Annotated in this window: 14 protein-coding genes; 7 read left to right on the top strand and 7 right to left on the bottom strand. The window is 70.1% G+C overall.

The genetic code is table 11. From position 1 onward, the window contains the following. Positions 1–6 precede the first annotated feature (6 nt). From PSH03_RS05100 to PSH03_RS05090, 3 genes are read left to right on the top strand one after another with little or no spacing between them, the layout of a single operon-like run. Positions 7–843 carry a CPBP family intramembrane glutamic endopeptidase gene (locus tag PSH03_RS05100; RefSeq protein WP_238688404.1) on the top strand — a complete coding sequence of 279 codons (837 nt, stop codon included), beginning with the start codon at positions 7–9 and terminating at the stop codon, positions 841–843. Further along, entirely contained in the window at positions 840–2000 is a 1161-nt protein-coding gene (locus PSH03_RS05095) for a sensor histidine kinase (RefSeq protein ID WP_210780564.1), read from the top strand. The genes PSH03_RS05100 and PSH03_RS05095 overlap by 4 nt, the downstream gene beginning before the upstream one ends. Beyond that, on the top strand, positions 1997–2656 hold the full coding sequence (locus tag PSH03_RS05090; protein WP_210780565.1) for a response regulator: 660 nt from the start codon (positions 1997–1999) through the stop codon (positions 2654–2656). Before PSH03_RS05095 ends, PSH03_RS05090 begins: the two co-directional genes overlap by 4 nt. Positions 2657–2688: 32 nt before the next feature. On the opposite strand, the gene PSH03_RS05085 is transcribed toward PSH03_RS05090, so the two are convergent. Beyond that, positions 2689–3426: a TetR/AcrR family transcriptional regulator gene (locus PSH03_RS05085; protein WP_238688403.1), complete on the bottom strand. Its 738-nt coding sequence runs from the start codon at positions 3424–3426 to the stop codon at positions 2689–2691. Positions 3427–3583: 157 nt separating this feature from the next. Between PSH03_RS05085 and PSH03_RS05080 the strand changes: the two genes are divergently transcribed. Then, positions 3584–4333: an SDR family NAD(P)-dependent oxidoreductase gene (locus tag PSH03_RS05080; protein WP_238688402.1), complete on the top strand. Its 750-nt coding sequence runs from the start codon at positions 3584–3586 to the stop codon at positions 4331–4333. A gap of 136 nt (positions 4334–4469) precedes the next feature. After that, positions 4470–5513, top strand: coding sequence for an NAD(P)-dependent alcohol dehydrogenase (locus tag PSH03_RS05075; RefSeq protein WP_238688447.1), 1044 nt, complete (start codon positions 4470–4472; stop codon positions 5511–5513). Positions 5514–5757: 244 nt separating this feature from the next. Here the strand turns inward: PSH03_RS05075 and PSH03_RS05070 are convergent, their stop codons facing one another. Next, positions 5758–6822 carry a trypsin-like serine peptidase gene (locus PSH03_RS05070; protein WP_238688401.1) on the bottom strand — a complete coding sequence of 355 codons (1065 nt, stop codon included), beginning with the start codon at positions 6820–6822 and terminating at the stop codon, positions 5758–5760. Between the two features lie 364 nt (positions 6823–7186). On the opposite strand from PSH03_RS05070, the gene PSH03_RS05065 reads away from it, so the two are divergent. Continuing rightward, positions 7187–8347, top strand: coding sequence for a hypothetical protein (locus PSH03_RS05065; protein ID WP_238688400.1), 1161 nt, complete (start codon positions 7187–7189; stop codon positions 8345–8347). A gap of 280 nt (positions 8348–8627) precedes the next feature. Then, on the top strand, positions 8628–9347 hold the full coding sequence (locus PSH03_RS05060; protein ID WP_238688399.1) for a DUF8817 family protein: 720 nt from the start codon (positions 8628–8630) through the stop codon (positions 9345–9347). A gap of 215 nt (positions 9348–9562) precedes the next feature. Here the strand turns inward: PSH03_RS05060 and PSH03_RS05055 are convergent, their stop codons facing one another. The 5 genes from PSH03_RS05055 to PSH03_RS05035 are packed head-to-tail and all read right to left on the bottom strand — an operon-like array spanning position 9563 to position 18651. After that, entirely contained in the window at positions 9563–10912 is a 1350-nt protein-coding gene (locus PSH03_RS05055; RefSeq protein ID WP_238688398.1) for a cytochrome P450, read from the bottom strand. After that, positions 10909–11460 carry a flavin reductase family protein gene (locus PSH03_RS05050; protein ID WP_210780572.1) on the bottom strand — a complete coding sequence of 184 codons (552 nt, stop codon included), beginning with the start codon at positions 11458–11460 and terminating at the stop codon, positions 10909–10911. The genes PSH03_RS05055 and PSH03_RS05050 overlap by 4 nt, the downstream gene beginning before the upstream one ends. Next, positions 11457–11897, bottom strand: a complete 441-nt coding sequence (locus PSH03_RS05045) for an acyl-CoA thioesterase (protein WP_210780573.1) — start codon at positions 11895–11897, stop codon at positions 11457–11459. Before PSH03_RS05045 ends, PSH03_RS05050 begins: the two co-directional genes overlap by 4 nt. After that, complete coding sequence (locus tag PSH03_RS05040; protein WP_238688397.1) at positions 11894–17659, bottom strand: type I polyketide synthase; 5766 nt, start codon at positions 17657–17659, stop codon at positions 11894–11896. The genes PSH03_RS05045 and PSH03_RS05040 overlap by 4 nt, the downstream gene beginning before the upstream one ends. After that, on the bottom strand, positions 17656–18651 hold the full coding sequence (locus PSH03_RS05035) for an RnfABCDGE type electron transport complex subunit D (protein WP_238688396.1): 996 nt from the start codon (positions 18649–18651) through the stop codon (positions 17656–17658). Before PSH03_RS05035 ends, PSH03_RS05040 begins: the two co-directional genes overlap by 4 nt. Between the last annotated feature and the right edge of the window lie 4 nt (positions 18652–18655).

Below are 18655 nucleotides of genomic sequence, written 5' to 3'. Positions count from 1 at the left end.
GTCGCGATGCGATTCGTCAAACAGTTCCTAGCGGTCGCCGTCGCCGCCCTCGTCGGCTGGCAGTGCGTCGCCGCCGTCGAGGGCAACTTCTTCCTCACTCTGGTGATGGGCGCGTTGACGGCAGTGCTGGGCGTGGTCGTCTACCGGTGGGTCGTGCGGCGCACCGAGCACCGTGAGCCGACCGAGCTCGGCCTGGACGGCCGGGGCGGGAAGCTGGGCCGTGGGACGCTCATCGGCTTCGCCATGTTCGCGGCCGTCATCGCCACCATCGCATTCCTCGACGGTTACCGCGTCGAGGGCTGGGGTTCGCCGACGGGAGCGCTGGGTCTGCTCGGGTTCATGGCGGCCGCCGCCGTCACCGAGGAGCTGCTGTTCCGGGGGGTGCTGTTCCGCATTGTCGAGGAGCGGACGGGCACCTGGATCGCTCTCGCCCTGACCGGCGTGGTGTTCGGCGCGATCCACCTGGCGAACCCGGACGCCACCCTGTGGGGGGCGACCGCCATCGCCATCGAGGCCGGGTTCATGCTGGCCGCCTGCTACGCCGCCACCCGGAACCTGTGGGTCCCGATCGGCCTGCACTTCGGCTGGAACTTCGCCGCCGGCGGCATCTTCAGCGTCGTGGTCTCGGGCAACGGCGAGTCGAAGGGGCTGCTCGAGGCGTCGACGTCGGGGCCGGTCGCGCTGAGCGGTGGCGACTTCGGGCCGGAGGGCAGCCTGTACGCGGTGCTGGCCGGCGTGGTGCTGACCGTGGTGTTCCTGTGGCTGGCCAAGCGCCGCGGGCACATCATCGCGCGCCGCCACCGCTCGGCGCAGGCCCCGGCAACCGCTACAGTCACCCGGTGATCAGGCTCCGGAGGCTCCCGGATCTGTGGCAGCAGTGGCCGATCACGGTCCGGGATCTCCCGATCGCCGTAGCCCTCGCCCTCGCGACGGTGGTCCCGGCCCTGGATCGGCAGGGTACGCAGCTCGGCGACCTCCCGGACCGCCCGTACGACGCGCTGACCATCGGTGTCGTCGCCCTGGAGTGCCTGCCGCTGGCCGTGCGGCGTCGGTGGCCGGCCGCCTGCCTCATGCTGGTGTCGCTCGGCTTCGCGATCGACCAGCTCCGCGGCTACCACACCATCGCGGGTACGGGACTGGCCATCGCGCTCATCAGCGCCGGCGCCCACCTGGAACGGCGCCGCTGGGCCGTCGCGGGTCTCGCCTCGGCGGCGTACGTGCCCCTGGCGGTCTCCCTCGACCGGCTCGGATCGGGTGAGGGCATCGCGGGGTTCACCACCTTCTACCTGCTGCTGGCGCTCGCGTGGGGCATCGGGGCGTGGCTGCGCCAGAACCGGGTCACCGAGGCGGAACGCCGCCGCCATGTCGAGGAGACCACCCGTACTGCGGAGCGCACGCGCATCGCCGGGGAGCTGCACGACGTCGTCACCCACCACGTGACGGCGATGGTCGTGCAGGCCGAGGCGGCGCGCTACCTGATGGACGCCCCGGACAAGCTGGACCAGACGCTGACCGCGATCACCGGGACCGGCCGCCGGGCCGTCGGCGACCTGCGGCAGCTGCTCGACCTGCTCAACCCGGATCACAACAGCACAGGCGATCCGCGTACGCCCTTCGTCGGCGACCTGGATGCCCTCATCGCCCATTCCCGGCAGGCCGGACAGCCGGTCGAGTTCGTCCGGGAGGGCACGCCGTCGGTGGCCATCAATGGCGCCGAGGTGGTGGCGTACCGGGTGGTGCAGGAGGCGCTGACGAACGCGCTGAAGTACGCGCACGGCAGCCGGACCAGGGTTCGCGTTCACCACGGGGAAGGAGAGACGACCGTGGAGATCAGCACCGACGGCTCCGGGGGTGACAGCGCGTCCCCGGGCGGCAGCGGGCGCGGCCTCGCCGGGCTCCGCGAGCGGGTCACCGTCCTCGGTGGTGACTTCAGCGCGGGTGCGCGGGCCGGCGGCGGCTTCCTCGTGCGGGCCCGGATCCCGGCTGGGAACCCGTCGTGACCGCGCCGGTCCGGGTGCTCGTCTGCGACGATCAGGAGCTGATCCGCGCCGGATTCGCGACGATCATCGACGCCCAGCCCGATATGGAGATCGTCGGCGAGTGCGGCGACGGACGCGCGGCAGTCGACCTGGCCCTTCGGCTCCGGCCGGACGTGGTGGTGATGGACATCCGGATGCCGGTGCTCGACGGCATCGAGGCGACCCGCCTGCTGGCCGGTGCCCGGGTCCCCGTGCCGGTGAAGGTCCTCGTGGTGACGACGTTCAACCTCGACGAGTACGTCTACGAGGCGCTGCGCGCGGGTGCCAGCGGCTTCCTACTCAAGGACGCCCCACCGGCGCAGCTGCTCCACGGCATCCGCACGGTGGCGACGGGCGCCGCGCTGCTGGCCCCGGAGGTGACCCGGCAGCTGGTGGGCAGGTACGCGGCCCGCATCCGCCCGGCCGAGGGTGGCCCGCACGGCGGCGCGCTGACCCCGCGCGAGCTGGAGGTGCTCCGGCTCATGGCGGAGGGCCTCTCCAACAGCGAGATCGCCGCGGCCCTGGTGATCAGCCAGGAGACGGTCAAGACGTACGTGTCCCGCATCCTCACCAAGCTCGACCTGCGCGACCGGGTGCAGGCCGTGGTGTACGCGTACCGCCGGGGCCTGGTGACCTGAGCGGACCCGCTACTTCTTCGCGATCATGGCTACTAGGTCCGGCGGTTGCAGTCGCGCGCCTTGTTCGCGGAGTCTGTTGCCAGGACTTCTCGGCGGCCCTGCGCGTCTTCTGCAGCAGACGCGGTAACGACCTCACGGTCCCGGTGGTGAACGTCGGTGCCATATCGCGCAACCATGGTTCGGACGGCTTCTTCCACAACCGCGGTCGTGCGGGTAGGGGTCACCGTCCAGTCCGGGAGCAGAAGGCTCGGCCAGAACAGGTAGTTCGAGATCATCCCGAGGAACTGCGTAGCGGCCATCTCCGGGTCAGCGATGTCGGCGGCTCCCGCGTCGCGCTCGGCCAGGAGGTAGATCCGGACGGACTCGAAGTACGGCAGTTTTCCCTGTGAGAAATGCGCCTTGGCCAGTTCAGGAAAGCGTGGCAGTTCGGCGATGACGATGCGGAACAGGGCGGTCATCTCCGGCTGGCTCAACAGCGTCGCGTAGCGCCTTCCCAGAACCGTCAGGCCGGCCGTCAGGTCACCGGCGGGCGGCACGTCGGCGACGTCGTTCTCGGCCCACGAGTCGATGACGATGGCATCGAACAACGCTGCCTTTGTCGGAAACTGCTTGAACAGCGTTGCTTTCGACACGCCAGCACTGTCGGCAACACGCGCCAGTGATGCCCGGTCGTAGCCCACCTCGAGGAAAAGCTCGGTGGCGGCCCGCACGATGAGCGCGCGCTTCTCCTCCGCCACGCGCTGGTGATAGGCCGACGGCGCTGGGGTCATGCGGCCATCATAGCGAGGTGAGTGGGTTGACTCACCACTCGCAGGAGAGGTAGCTTCGACGTGGTGAGTCGGTCGACTCGCCACCCGGTTTCGGGTTGTCATCCCTCGCACGCACCCGGAGGATCTTTTGTCCCGCTTCGCCAATCAGACCGTTCTCGTGACCGGCGGCACCGGTGGGCAGGGGGCCAGCCACGTTCGCGCCCTGCACGCCGAAGGCGCCAACGTCGTCATCGGTGGCATCAATGCCGAGCGTGGTGCTGGCCTCGCCGCAGAGTTGGGAGATGGGGCGCGTTTCGTCTGCCTCGACGTGTCCCAGGAGGAGTCGTGGGCCGCCGCCGTCGCGGAGACCGAGAAGGTCTTCGGCGCGCTCACGATCCTGGTCAACAACGCCGGGGTGCAGAACCCACCGGCCCTCATCGAGTCCACCCACCGGGCTACGTGGGCTCGCATCCTCGACATCAATCTCACCGGCACTTTCCTCGGCATCAAGGCAGCCGCCCCGGCGCTACGGCGCGCGGGAGGAGGAACGATCATCAACATCGCCTCCACAATGGGCATCGGCGGTACGGCCTTCTACGCGCCCTATGTCGCCAGCAAGTGGGCGGTTCGGGGGCTCACTCAGACCGCTGCCCTCGAGTTGGGCCGCGACAACATCCGCGTCAATGCAATTCACCCCGGCGTTGTCGCCACTCCGTTCATCACCGAGCCGGCGGCCGGCAGCGACACCCCGATCGCCGACTTCTACTCGCCCGAGCCGTTCGCCGTCCCGCGACTCGGGCAGCCCGCCGACATCACTGCGCTGCTGTTGTTCCTCACATCGCCGCACGCGGCCTTCATCACCGGCGCCGAGTATGTCATCGACGGAGGGCTGCTCCTCGGCCCCGCACTGCAGAAGGAAACCGCCTGAACCACGCAGACCAGCATGGTGAGCGCGGACAGATGACCCCTGCTGTAGAAAAAGCCTGACGCCCAGGCCGACGATCGCATCCAGCACGCGTGTGGTGAGGTGCAGGCAGGTCAGCATCACGTCACCGGAGGACATCATCTTCACCGTCAACGCCATCGCCGCGCCTTCTGCCACCGAACCGCTCGTGCGTACCACGATCGAACGGCGGGACCTGGGCCCGCACGATGTTCTCATCGAAATCCGCTACGCCGGCATCTGCCACTCTGACATCCACACCGTGCGCGGCGACTGGGGCAGTGTTCCCTACCCGCTCACCGTTGGCCACGAAATCGTCGGCCGGATCACCGAGGTCGGCCCCGACGTCACCCGCCACGCGGTCGGCGACCGTGCTGGTGTTGGCTGCATGGTCAACTCGTGTCGCGAGTGCGAGAACTGCCGCACCGGAAACGAGCAGTACTGCCTCAAGGGCAACACCCAGACGTACGCGGGCGTCGACCGGGACGGCACCGTGACCCAGGGCGGGTACTCGACCCACGTCGTCGTGAACGAGAACTTCGTGCTGCGGGTGCCGGAAAGCATCCCGTACGAGGCGGCCGCGCCGATGCTGTGCGCGGGCATCACCACGTACTCTCCGTTGGCGCACTGGAACGCCGGTCCCGGCAAGAAGGTCGCCGTGGTGGGCCTGGGTGGTCTGGGCCACATGGCTGTCAAGATCGCCGCGGCGATGGGCGCCGAGGTGACGGTGCTGTCACAGACGCTGGGCAAGAAGGACGACGGCCTGCGCTTCGGCGCCGAGCACTACCACGCCACCAAGGACCCGGTGACGTTCGAGGTGCTCAAGAACAGCTTCGACCTGATCATCAACACGGTCAGCGCGCCGATCGACATGGCCAGCTACCTCGGCCTGCTGCGTCTGCACGGCACGCTTGTCAGCGTGGGTGCCCCGCCGGAGCCGCTGCCGGTGCCCGTCTTCGCGTTGTTCGGCAATCGACGTTCGTTCGCCGGCTCCAGCATCGGCAGCATCGCCGAGACGCAGGAGATGCTGGACTTCTGCGCCGAGCGCGGCATCGCTCCCGAGGTCGAAGTCATCGGCGCCGAGGCAGTCAACGACGCGTACGAGCGGGTGCTCGCCTCGGACGTGCGGTACCGGTTCGTCATCGACATCGACACCCTGCGCTGATCTTCTGTGTCGCGCGCCAGGGTCCGCCGAACGGCGGGCCCTGGCGCACAGCCGGGGCGACCGGTGGCCGGCGGTGGTCCACGTTCGACGTCATCGACGCGCGGCGTCGTCCGGCGACGCCTGCCCAGCACTGTCTGCACGTCGGCGACGATGTTCGCCGGCACCCCCAGCGGTCGCCGAGGTCGAGTGGCGAGGACGCCGATGGGCCGCCAAGGCGCAGAGCGCGCATCGGCGGCCCACCGTCTCAGCCGTTGTCGATCAGGCTGGCGATCTCGTTGTAGATCAGGTGCGCCTTCGCGCCCTGGTTCGACGGACAACCGCCGAGGTGGTGCAGGGCGATCACCCGGTGGCTGGCGTTCAACACTGGCGAACCCGAGTTGCCGCCGGAGGTGTCACAGCTGTAACTGATGTTCCAGGTGTTGTAGTTCGCGTTCCGGACGGCGCAGGTCGCGCCGTTCTGGGTGTCCTCGTAGATCGACAGCCGCTTCGCGGTGCCGTCACCGTGCCCGGGGACATAGATCCGGGTGCCGGTGCTGGTGGCGGTGGTTGCCAGGTACAGCGTGCCGAACCCCTGGATGGCGGCGAAGTTGTTGACCGAGAACAGGGCGTAATCCAGCTGGCTGGAGCCGCCGCTGCTCACCCTGTAGAGGGTGGCACCGCTGACCTTGGTGCCGGCGCCGGGATTCGCGCCGCCACAGGTGGCGCACTGGTAGTTGAACTGCATCTCGCTGCCGCTCACGGCGGACTGCGTCGAGAAGCAGTGCTTGTTCGTCAGCATCCGGTTGGTGTTGCCGACCCGCCAGGTGGTGCACAGTCCACCGCCGCTGATCAGCAGCCGCGCCACCGCCCTGCCACGGGCGTACTCGGTGGGGTGGCTGTTCTGGTAGCAGACCACGTCCCGGCGGGCGTCGGTGCTGCACACGGACTGGGTGGAGAAGTTGTGCGCGGCGATTTCCGTGCGGTCGTATCCGCGCCAGAACCGGTCAATGGTGGCGGCGCTGGCACGTGAGGGGCGGCTGCTGTGCAGTGTCACCACGGCGGTGTCGCCCTCCACCGACATCGCCCAGAAACCCGGCTGTCCGTCGGTGGTGTAGTCCGAACCGGTCGCCCGGTTCAGGTGGCGGTCGTACCGGTAGCTCTCCTTGCCGTCGCGGCTCGAGACGGTGACGTAGTCGCCTTGGGCCAGTCGCAGTGAGCTGAAGTGCACCTTGACGTAGGTGGCACCGGGGTGCTGGATGATCTGTGTCCCGCCGTTGGGGGCGTAGGACAGCGAGCTGTTGACGGTGCGGAGTTCACCGATCGTGGTCACACCCTCTGCCGAGAACTGGTTCGATTCCGGTGCTCGCTCGGATTGTGGCGCGAGAGGGGCAACCGAGTACGCCTCGGCGGCGGGTACCGACAGTAGGCTCAGCCCAAGTGAGCAGGCAGCGAGCGCGACCGCCCCCGTTCGTAGGCGGCGCAGTGCATGTTTCATCTGTCGCTCCTTCTCAGGAATCAGCACCGAGACGTGCCTTCGGCCTTCATACCTGAGTTCACGCTAGACATGTAATCCCATCTATGTCATAGCTGCCTGCCGCGCCGCTTCGTCCGCCTCATGTCCGGATCACGGCCCGGACTGGGCGTACCGCACGTTCTCCGGCGACCCGGGCACCGTCGCCGCGATCGGGCAGGCCATGGCGCTGTCCCGGCAGGCGGTCACCAAGGGCCTCTACATCGGTCCGTACGCCGACCGGTCGGTGCGGGCGCTCGGGCTGGAACCGCCGCCCATGATGTGGATCTTCGAGTGGGACATCCCGACCGGCGACTCCGCGGCGCTGGACAGCATCTACGCGGTCACCGGCGGCCGCGTCGACGAGGCGATCGAGGAGGGCACGCAGGCCGTCGTGCTGGCCCGGCGCATGCGCGACCTGGTCGCCGCGACCGAACCGGCGACCTGGCGGGATGCCGAACTGCGCGGGCGCTTCACCGCCACTCTCGACTACCAGGTCGACCTGTTCGAGACGCTGAGCGCGTACCGGGCCATGGTGCTGCGGCACGCGCAGTGGCTGGACACGGGTGCCTCGGCCGCCCACCGTGACTGGCGGCTGGCCGCGGCGGCGTACCACGACGCGCGCGACGCGCACCGGCAGCGCTACGGCGCCGACGTGGACCTGCCCGCGTACAACTTCACCGCCGCCGACCTCGGGGCGCGGCGCGCCGACCGGGACCCGGCGATGGCCTGGGCGGCCCGGGCGTTGCTCGGGTCGATCCTGCTGGTGGTGCTGCTCGGCCTGTACGGGCGCGGGTTCGGCTCAGCCGCCGCGCGCGGGTTGCTGCTCGGCGCGCTCCGGCCGTGGCGGGTCGCCGCGCTGCCGACGCCCGTGACGCGGGCGGACCGGGTGTTGGTGTGGTTGATCCCGGCCGTGGTGCTGGTGGCGAGCCGGCTCGTGTTGACCTGGTTCGCCGCGCCGGCGCACCTGCTGGTCACCCTCGGTGGGTGGGCGCTGTTCACAGTCGTCGTACGCCTCGTCGTCGGTCGGCGGGATCCGTTCCACCTGTGGGCCGTGGTCGGTGGCGTCGCGCTGCTGCTGGCGGTACTCGCCGGGCGCGGACCGGGCGGTTACTGGTTCGCCTTCTGGACTGCGCCGAGTCTGCGCGCGGCGTACGTCACCGTCGCGTTCGCGGCGTTCTGCTGGCTGTTCGTTGCCGTCGCCGTAATCCTGCGGGACCGGTACGGCCTGCGCCGCCGAAGCGCCGTTCGGGCTGACCCTCACCGCCGCGGGTGTGCCCCTCGGCGTGCTGTCCGCCCCGGTCTCGGTAGTGGGCCTGGAACGCGCGCTGACGGTGTGGAATGACCAGCTCGCGCTGCTGCCCTGGGCCTGTCCCGCATCCTCGGCATCACCGTCCACCTCGGTATCCCCGCCCAACTCCCCGCCTACACCGCCGCCGGCAATCCGCCTGATCGCCCGACCCCCCACCAACGCCTTGGCGGGACAGCTGGCAGGCAGGATGGCACCGTCGATAGCTCGGCCGGGCGGCGTTGGGCTTCTGGGTCATCAGCCGATCGGATAACCAAAGGCGATGATCGGCTATTTCTATGTGCGACGGACACCCTGCGACGCCTAGGAAGGAGGCATGACCAACGAGGTGACCGTTCCCCTGCTGCCGTGCGCATCCATTGACGACATCGAGACCTTCTACGGAGTTCTCGGTTTCCGCACCACGTACAAGCAACGCAAGCCCTACTCGTGTGTGGGGGTGCAGCGCGAAGACCTGCGTCTGCAGTTCTTCGAGATCGCCGGATTCGACCCGGAGCAGTCCTATGGCTCCTGCCTGGTACTCACCGCGGACGTCGAGGGACTCCATCGGGCATTCGCGGCCGGCATGCGCGCCGCGTACGGCAAGGTACTGGTGTCCGGAACGCCGCGGATGACCCGGCCCAGGGCGCGGAAGAACGCCGACGGGTTGGGCGGGTTCAGCGTCATCGACCCGGGCGGCAACTGGATCCGCGTCTTTCGGGACGCCGCCACCGCGCCCATGCCGGCCGCCACGCCTGCCGGGCGGCTGGCCAAGGCCCTAGCGAATGCTGTCGTGCAGGCCGACTCCAGGGGAAGCGTCGGACAGGCCGTTCGGATCCTCGACAGCGCGTTGGCCCGCCCGCAAGCCGACGACGACCCGGTCGAGCAGGTCGAGGTCCTGGTCTACCGCGCCGAACTCGCGATGGTGCTGCACGATCCAAAGACCGCGGCCGAGATGCTGGCCCGCGCCCAGTCCGTCACGCTCACGGAAGACGAATCCGAAAGGGCGGCACCCGCGTTCGACAACGCCGCCGAACTCACAACAGCACTGCGGTGACTCACCAGACGAGCGCCTCCCGCACCGCCCGGGAGGCATACCGACAGCAGCAGGACGGCCCGGAGCGGTACGTCGATGGCGCCGACTCTCTTCAAATGAGCGCCTGAGGCCCAGACGTGAGTCGGGCGCCCACCGCGCAAACTGCGGCTCCGCGAGGGCCACCACGGTGAAGGGGACGCCCTCGCGGAGCCGCAGTTCGCTCCGATCCGATCCCGCTATGCCTCGTGCACTGTCATCGGCAACCCGCCGCGAACCCGCAGCGACAGCATCGGCTCGGGCACCACCCGGTATCCCGGCACCTTGGCCAGCCGCAGTTCCCGCGCGACCATCGCGACCACGAACGCCGCCTCCATCATCCCCAGGTTGTTGCCGACGCAGAACCGCGGGCCGGCGCCGAACGGGATGTAGGCGTACCGGGGTCGCGAGGCCGTACCGTCCTTGTCGAACCGCTCCGGGCGGAACCGTTCGGGCTCCGGCCAGAACTCCGGGTTACGGTGCAGCGTGTACGGGCAGATCAACACATCGACCCCAGCCGGCACGTCGTACCCGCCGATGGTGTCCGCCTTCTGCGGAATGCGGGAAAGCATCCACACCGGCGGGTACAGACGCATCGCCTCCTCGATCACGGTCGCCGTGTAACGCAGGCGGTGCAGGTCGTCGAACGTCGGCTGTCGGTCTCCGAGCACCGACAGCGCCTCCGCCCGCAGCCGCTCCCAGACGGCCGGGTTCTCGTCGAGGAGGTGGAACGTCCAGCTCAGGGTGCTGGCCGTCGTCTCGTGGCCGGCCAGGCAGAGCGTGACCAACTCATCGCGCAACCGCCGCTGCCCGACCGCGACGTCGGGCTCGGCGTTCGTCGACTGGATCAGCCGGCTCAGGGCGTCGTCGCCGTCGAGCCGGCCGCCGCGCGCCTCGACCAACTCGTTGACAACCGTCTGCAGGTGACGACGGGCGCGGCGGAACCGCACCTGGTGCGGCAGCGGCACCCACATCGGCACCGCGCTCATCGTGACCATCTCGAACATCGCCTGGTCCTGCATCGCCTCGAAGGACCCGCCGACGTCGCCGAGCCCGCCGAGGTCCGCGTCGAGCAGGGTACGGCCGAGCACACCGAGGGTGAGCCCGGTGGCGGCGCCCGCGATGTCGACCGGACCCCGCCCGACGTGGCCACGCAACCGGTCCACGAACCGACCGGCCTCCTCGGCCACCACGTCGGCCTGCCGGGCGATCCGTTTGGGCTGGAACACCGGCTGGATCACCCGTCGCTGCTTGCGCCACAGATCGCCCTCGCTGGTGAGCAGCCCGTCGCCGAGGGCCCGCTTGGCCTGGGCCAGCCCGACGCCCTTGTGGTAGTTGTCCGGGTTGTCGGCGAGCACATGCTTGGCGTGGTTGGGGTGGTTGAAGAAGAAGAGAACCTTCGGGCCGATCGCGATGCGGGCCGCGTCACCGAAGGTGTCGGCTGCCGACGACATCAGCCCGAGCCGGTCCCGGCCGAGCTTCCACAGCAGCTTCGGCGCCGCCCAGAACGGTGGTCCGGGCGGCCGCCGCCGCGACGCGGTGAGTGTCATGTCGCCGCCTCGCTCGGCTCGGGCACCTGCGCCGGCTCGGTCATGCCGCGGAACTGCCCGTTGACGAAGACCAACACGTCACCGGTGCTCTCCCAGCGCAGCGACACCACGCTGCTCAGGAAGATCGTGTGATCACCGCCGTCGTACGTCCGCCAGACCCGGCACTCGAAGTGAGCCACCGCGTCGTCGATCAGCGGGGCGCCGGTGACGCTGCCCGGCGTCCACTCGACCGAGCCGAACTGCGCCAACCCCAGTGGCCGCCACCGATCGGCGAAGTGGCGTGCCACCTTCTCCTGCCGGTGCCCGAGCACCGAGATGCCTAGGGTGCCGGCCTCGGTGAGGATCTGATGCATGATCGCGTCGCGGCTGACACAGACCAGCACGAGCGGCGGGTCCAGCGAGACCGACGCGAACGAGTTGGCCGTCATGCCGTGTGGTGTGGCGCCGCCGACCGTTACGACGGTGACGCCTGTCGCGAACGTCCCGAACGCCCGCCGTAACAGCTTCGATCCGGCCACCTCGCTCGGAGTGAGCAGTTCGTCGCTCATCTCGCCTCCCCGTTTGCGTACGGTTCGAGTGCGCGGGCCAACGCCTCCGGTACCCGCGCCGGCAGTGTCCGGTTGTTGGGGCCACGCATGCACGCGACCCGTTGCCGACCTCGGGCGACGAGCGTCTCGCCGCCGTCCGGGTCGAGCCGCACGTAGTCGAAGCCGAACTCGATCTGGGTCTGCGCCAGTTCCACGAGCCGCATCCGGACCGAGAGGTCGTCGAACGCCGTGATCTCGGCGAAGAACTCGCAGTCGACCTTGAGAGTGAAGAGCTTGAGGTCGTCCTGCAGGTCGGCCAGCACGTCCGGTGCCCGCTGCTTGAGGAACATCTCCCGGCACCGCCCCTGCCAGCGCAGGTAGTTGACGTAGTAGACGTTGCCGACGAGGTTGGTCTCCTCGAAGCCGACCGTGTGGGGGTACTCGAAGTACTTGCTCATCGAAGCGACCACCCGTCGGTGAGCACCGCGACGACGACCGGGTCGGCGTGGTCGCGCAGCCGGGTCACGAGCACGGCGATCCGCAGTGTGCCGGAGGCCAGGGTGAGCCAGCCGTGCGGACCGACCGCGCTCAGCGTGATCGGGGTCTGTACCGGCAGTCCGACCTTGCGGAGGCACTCGATCGCCGTCCAGACCCGGGTGCTCGCGGTGTCGATGTCCTCGTCGGTGTCCCTCGTGAGCTGGCCGACCAGGCCGTCGTGCGGGCCGAGCAACGCCGACCAGGTCCCCGCGTCGCGCTCGGAGACCGCCTCGATGTCGCAGCTCAGCACCCCCCGACCGCCGACGCAGACGGTCACACCGGCACCGTGTGCCGCCGAGACGACCCGGTCGTCGTCAATCTCCGGCCGGCCGTCGGGCCGGTAGCGCACCTCGACCGGGCGGCCGAACACCCGTCCGGCCGCGAGGCCGGTCATGGCGCGTCGGGGCGGGTCGTCCGAGCCGTGTGGCTCGACCGCCACCGCGACCTGGGCACCGAGCAGGTCGTCGAGCGACCGTTCGAGGTAGGGGCCGAGCAGCGGCGCCGCCCACGGGCCGCGCCCGTCGCCCTTGCGCACCGCCTGCAGGCGCAGGCCCTCCCACCGTTCCACCACCTCGCCGCCCGGCGTGCGGACGGCGATGTCGTAGAGGTAGGTGTCGCCGTCGCGGCTGCGCTCGGTCGCCGTGAACCGGGCCTCACCCTTGTCGGCGAGGACCGGGCCAGCGGCGTGTACGCGTTCGATGCCGGCCGGCAGGAGCGTCGCGTGCGGTACGCAGACCTGCAGGCCGTGCATGAGCGCGTCCCGCATTCCGGGGTCACCGAGCAGCAGGTCACCGCCGAGGAAGCTGGCGAACCAGTCGTCGGTCGCGACCGCTGACACGTCGACGTCGACGTGCCGTGCCGCCGCCCGGTGGTAGCCGCGCAGCCGCTGAAACCGCTGGCCCTGGAAGAGGATGCCCCCGTACAGGTCCGTGGCCGGGTCGAGGGGCACCAGCGGTAGGCCGGCGCCGGTCTCGTCCGGTGGGCCGTCGAGTTCTCCGCGGTCGCCGAAGCGCAGCCGCGCGCGGAAGTGGTCGACCGCGAAGCCGGTGTCGGCGGCCCGGATGGCGACGTCGACATCTTCGTCGCCGGTCACCACCGCCGCGATCCGGATCGTGGCGCTGCCGTCGACGGGTACCACGATCGGCCGGAGGAACTCGACGTCCTCCATCGCCGGCACGTCAGCGCGCCCGGTGAGCGCGGTGGCGGTCTGCGCCATGGCCTCCATGCCAAACACCGCCGGAAACAGCAGGTTGCCGTCGAGCAGGTGGTCGGCGAGATACAGGTCGGTACCGGCGTTGAGTTCGACCTCGGTCACCAGTTCGACACCGTGGTAGTGCACCAGCGGCGTGCCGACGAACCGCAGCAGCGGCAGCGTCGGCGTCTCCCGACGCACTGTGTCGATGCCCTCGGTGCGGCCACTGATCACCACCACCGGCGGGGCGTCGGGGTCGGCGATCAGGCGACGCATCAGGCGTACGCCCTCGTCGGGCGAGATCGGGACGATCCCGTCCCGCTGCAGACCCTCCACGACCGAGAGCCGCTCGCCCATGCCGACGCCGGACCAGACCGACCACTCCAGGCAGAGCGTCCGGCATTCGGGGTGCGCCGCCGCGAAGTCCGCGGTGATTTCGGCCAGCCAGTCGTTGGCGGTCGCGTAGTGCGCCTCACCGCGCAGTCCCGCCCGGCCGATGATGCTGCCGAAGGTGACGAGCATCCGCAGCGCGCCCGGTTCGACGGCGTCGAGGACGGCGCGCAGCCCGTCGATCTTCGGGGCGAACGTCGCCCGGAAGGCCGCCGCGTCCAGGTTGGCCAGGGTCGCCGGCTCGTTGCGGCCGGCACCGTGCAGGACCGCCGTCACCGGGCCCAGCTTCTGGCGTACGCCGTCGACCGCGGTCCTGACCTGCGCCGGGTCGGTGACGTCGGCGCGGGCGTAGTGCAGGCGCACCCCGGCGGCCGTCATCCGGTCGAGGTTGGCGGTCAACTCCGCGTCGGTCGCCGGGTCGCTGCGACCGAGCACTGCCAACGCCGCGCCGGTGTCCTGCGCGACGGCGAGCGCGCACTCGGCGGTGATGCCCTTGCCACCGCCGGTCACGAGCAGCACGTCCGACGCGTCGAGCGGCATGATCTCCCGGGCCGGTCGCACCGGCATCGCCCGCAGGGTGGGCACCAGCCGCACGCCGTCGGCGTCGTAGCGCACCTCATGGAACCGCCCGGTGGCGGCCACCTCCGCGACCAGCAACGCCGGGTCGTCGAAGTCGGCGGGTACGCGAACGATGGTGGTCCGGATCCGGGGCATCTCCAACCGCAGCGACTTGGCCAGCCCGGCGGCGCCCCGACCACGTTGCACGACCACGAACCGGTCGCGCTGCTTGTCGGCGATCGCCGCCTTGGCCCCGTCCAGTGCGAGCGCCAGGTCGGCCTCGGTGCAGTCGGCCGGCAGGCAGACCAGAACCCCGCCACCGACGCCGCCGTGCTCCAACGCCTGCCGCAGAGACTCGGCGAGCGAGTCGCCGTCTCGCGACCAGCGCCGCCAGGGGCCGTTGGCCTCCACCTCGACGCGCGGTGGCAGCGGCAGGGCGTCGAGGTCGACGGAGAACGCCCGGGACCAGGCGGCCGCACCAGCCACAGTGGCCGCCGTCGCCGCGCTACCCTCCCCGGCGGAGCTGGCCAGGTCTTCCAACGCCTGGGCCAACTCCCCTACCGTGGCGACGGCGAAGTTCGTCGGCGTCTGGGCACTCGGCACCGAGAGCAGTTGGGCGGCCTGGTTGACCACCTGTCCCACAGTGATCGAGCTGAGGTGCAGATCGTCGAGGAGGTGGCTCTCGCCGCGTACCATCTCGATCGGAAGCTCGGCGCGGTCGGCCACCAACCGACGCAGCAGGTGCAGCGGCGGCTCGGAGGCGTCGGTGTCGGCCTCGATCTTCTTCGCCTCGACGGCCCGCCGCACGGGCTGCACTGTCAGCGGCGGCGCGGCCTCGCAGGGGCTCGCGAAGAAGCTGAACTTCGCCCCGAGTTGCAGCGGCCGGGTCAGGCGACCCTGGAACAGCCCGTCGTCGACCCGGAACGCGCCGACGACGTACGCGGCACCGACGGCGTTGAGCAGACCGGCGACCGACTCGTCATCGGTGTCGAGGGACACCGACGGCACGTCCGTCGCCGCGGTCGCCAACGCTCCCAGCACCCGACCGGGGCCGACCTCGATGAACAGGTCGAGGTCCTTCGCCGCGAAGGCCACCGCCTGGGTGAAGAGCACCGGGTCGGTGATCTGGCGGCGCAGCAGGGCCGGCACGTCGGTGTCGACCGGGAGGACATCGCCGGTCACCGTCGACACCACCCGGCGCGACAGCGGGTCGAACTGCTCATCGGTCAACCGGTCGCCGAACGCGTCGGCGGCCGGTGCCACCAGCGGTGAGTGGAACGCGTGCGAGACGCGCAACCGGGTGGTGGCGAAGCTCGCTTCGCCGGCGCGGCGGCAGGCCTCCTCGATCCCTTCGGCAGTGCCGGCGATCACCGTCTGTTGTGGACCGTTGAAGCCACCGATGACGACCGGCAGGTCGGCCAGCAGGGGCCGGACCGCCTCGGGTGCCGCCGCGATGCTCGCCATCGTCCCCGACGAGCTGTGCTCGGCCATCGTCTGGCCACGGACCATCGCGGTACGCAGCAGGGCGTCCTCGTCGAACGCGCCCGCCCAGTGCAGGGCGGTGATCTCGCCGAGGCTGTGCCCCACCGCGGTGGTCGCCTCGATGCCGAGCGCCGACAGCACGCGCAGGCCCGCCAGCGAGCCGGTGACGATCCGGGGCTGGGCCACCGTCGTGGCGACCATGTCGCCCGAGGTGGGCAGGGCCGCCTTGGTGTAGACCTCGTCGACCTCGCTGAACCGGCGGCGCAGGGCACCGCCGCTCGTCCCCTGCCCCGAGCCCTGCCCGGGGAAGAGATAGCCGATCCGGCCCGGACCGCCGACGTGGCCCAGGAAGCAGCGCTCGTCGGCGCTGACCAGGCTCGTCTCGCCGGCGTCCAGTACGGCGCAGAGACGTTGCAGCCGCGCGACCGCGTCGGCCGGTGACGAGACCACGACGGCCGCCCGGTAGGGCAGGTCGCGCAACTCCCCGTGCAGCGTCGCGGCCAGGTCGCCCAGCTGGGCGTACGCGACGCCGTCGACGAACTCGACGAGCCTGTCCAGCCGCTCCCGCAGCTTCTCCCGGGAGGCGGCGTCGATCAGCAGCAGCTCGACGTCCTGGCCGGAGGAGGCCAGCCGGCTGGTCCGGCTGTCGAACCCGCGCCGACGTCGGGAGGGGCCACCCTCGAGCACGATGTGCGTGTTGATGCCGCCGAAGCCCATCGCCGTGACCCCGGCCCGGACGTTCGGCAGGTCGGGCCACGGCTCCGCCTTGCGCAGTGCGCGCAGCGCCGGGTCGTTGTCGTCGGCCAGGATCTCGTGCGGCATGACGCAGCCGATGGCCGGGGGCAGCACCTGGTGGTGCACGGCAAGCGCCGCCTTGATCAGGCCGGCGACACCGGCGGCGGCCTTGGTGTGCCCGATCATGCCCTTGATCGAACCGATTGCGGCCGGAGCCGCGGTCGGGTCGGCGGAACGACGGGCGAGGGACAGCGCGGTCAACTCAGTGGCGTCACCGACCCGCGTACCCGTGCCGTGTCCCTCGAAGAGGCCGACCGTCTCGATCCCGAAGCCGGCGCGCTCGTACGCCCGGTCGAGCGCGAGTCGGTAGCCGCTGACCTCGGGTCGGGTCATCCCGCCCTTGCCGTCGGAGGAGATCCCCCATCCGGCGATGGTGGCGTAGATGCGGTGGCCGGCGGCGCGAGCGTCGTCCTCGCGCATCAGGACGACCATCCCGCAGCCCTCGCCCGGCCAGAAGCCGTTCGACCCACGGTCGTAGACGCGCATCTCACCGGTCGCCAGCGCGCCGGTCTTCGCGAACCCGATGATCTCGAAGGGGTCGATCGACAGGTCGACACCACCGGCGACGGCCACGTCGACGTCACCGTCGATGAGGGTCTTGCTGGCGGTCGCGACCGACAGCAGCGACGACGAACAGGCGCCGTCGACGGTGTAGCCACCGCCCTTGAGGTCGAAGTGGTTGCAGATCCGGCCCGCGATGGTGTTGGAGAGCCCGCCGGCCAGTGTGTCCTCGTCGACCTCCGGGAAGGGACTTTTGAAGGTCGCCTCGAACGAGTCGAGGAAGGTCATCAGGTGGTCGTCGTCCCAGTCCTGGTCCTTGAGCGCCGCGGCGACCATGCGCCGGACGAAGGGCCAGCGCAGCCGCAGCTGATTCGCGCGGGTGAACTCACCGGTCAGGGTGTTGCCGACCACCACGCCGGTACGGTCCCGGGGCAGTCCCTCGGCCATCGGGAAGCCGGCGTCGGCCAGGGCCATCGCGGCCATGTCGAGGGCGAGCCAGTGGGTCAGGTCGGTCGAGCGGTAGGTGCTCCCGGCGACCTTGTAGGCGATCCGGTCGAACTCGTACCCCTCGATGACGGCGGCGTTGCGGGCGTAGAATTTGTCGGGCGTGTTCGGGTCCGGGTCCCAGTAGTCCTCGAGCCGCATCCGCTCGTCGGGGAGACGGCGGAACGCGCGCCGCCCGGCGAGGGCGTTCTCCCACAGCTCCCGGGGTGACGTGGCGTCCGGATAGCGGCACGCCATGCCGACTATCGCTACACGAGTCATGCGGGGACGACCTCCTTGCCGGTGTGTTCCTTGCCGTTGCCGTTGCCGGTGCTCGCTGGCACCGGCATCGCGGCCGTGTCGAGGCTGGGTGCCCGGTCCGCCTTGGACTTCTCGATGAAGTGCAGGGTCCAGTGGAAGCCGCCGCGGATGAGGCAGACGGCGGCGGTGGCGAAGAAGATGCCGTACGCGATGCCGAAGCCGGTGAGCAGGCCGTAGACCACGGCCACGCTGGCACCGAACGCCACCTGCGCGGCCGGCGCCGATGGTGAGGTGCCCGGGTCGGTGACCATGTAGTTGGTGAACAGCACGAACGCGACGCCGGTCATCATGCCCAGGGCCGCCGGGATCGACGTGTCGAGCAGCACCCCACGCACGATCGCCTGCAGAGCGAATGCGGACAGCCAGCCCATGATCAGCCACATCCGACCGGTCAGCTTGCCGTTGATCATCGTGCCGCCGACGATGATGATCGCCGGGATCAGCCAGTCCCAGAAGCCCGAGATGTACTCGGTGAAGTGGTAGGGCGGTGCGACGCTGGCCCACGGGAACACCATCAGGATCACCGCGATGCCGAAGTTCGACGGGTTCATGTAGTGCCGCATCCGGCCCCGGATGGGGGCCTGCAGGACCCACTTGGCGCCGATGGCGACCGCGACACCGAAGAGCATCGTCCAGAGCTGGTCGTTGACGTAGATCAGCATGTTGAGCGCGAGGCTCGTAATGTGCGCCGGATAGAGGAACTCGATCAGCCCGCGCAGCCCTCGGCCGCTGAATCGCGGGGCTCGGCCCTCGACGCGGGCACCGATGGCCTCCAGGGCGATCTCGATCGTGTAGCCGGCGAAGACCGCGATGAGGGGCCAGGTCCAGGGCTGCTCGAAGCCGAGGACGGTGAAGCCGAGGATGTTGAAGACCGTGATCGAGATAGCGAAGTTGCGAAGTGCGATGTTGACTTTCGGGTCGTGACGTGGCGGGGTGACGGTACTGGTTGCCATGTCG

The organism is Micromonospora salmantinae (assembly GCF_022230905.1).
Lineage (GTDB): Bacteria > Actinomycetota > Actinomycetes > Mycobacteriales > Micromonosporaceae > Micromonospora > Micromonospora salmantinae.
Note: the sequence above shows the minus strand (reverse complement) of the source record. Positions and strands in the feature narration are given on the sequence as shown.

Coding starts and splice junctions, on each gene's coding strand:
- PSH03_RS05065 (WP_238688400.1), top strand. CDS start 7,187: ATGGCGCTGTCCCGGCAGGCGGTCACCAAGGGCCTCTACATCGGTCCG.
- PSH03_RS05045 (WP_210780573.1), bottom strand. CDS start 11,897: ATGAGCAAGTACTTCGAGTACCCCCACACGGTCGGCTTCGAGGAGACC.
- PSH03_RS05055 (WP_238688398.1), bottom strand. CDS start 10,912: ATGACACTCACCGCGTCGCGGCGGCGGCCGCCCGGACCACCGTTCTGG.
- PSH03_RS05085 (WP_238688403.1), bottom strand. CDS start 3,426: ATGACCCCAGCGCCGTCGGCCTATCACCAGCGCGTGGCGGAGGAGAAG.
- PSH03_RS05035 (WP_238688396.1), bottom strand. CDS start 18,651: ATGGCAACCAGTACCGTCACCCCGCCACGTCACGACCCGAAAGTCAAC.
- PSH03_RS05100 (WP_238688404.1), top strand. CDS start 7: ATGCGATTCGTCAAACAGTTCCTAGCGGTCGCCGTCGCCGCCCTCGTC.
- PSH03_RS05050 (WP_210780572.1), bottom strand. CDS start 11,460: ATGAGCGACGAACTGCTCACTCCGAGCGAGGTGGCCGGATCGAAGCTG.
- PSH03_RS05040 (WP_238688397.1), bottom strand. CDS start 17,659: ATGACTCGTGTAGCGATAGTCGGCATGGCGTGCCGCTATCCGGACGCC.
- PSH03_RS05060 (WP_238688399.1), top strand. CDS start 8,628: ATGACCAACGAGGTGACCGTTCCCCTGCTGCCGTGCGCATCCATTGAC.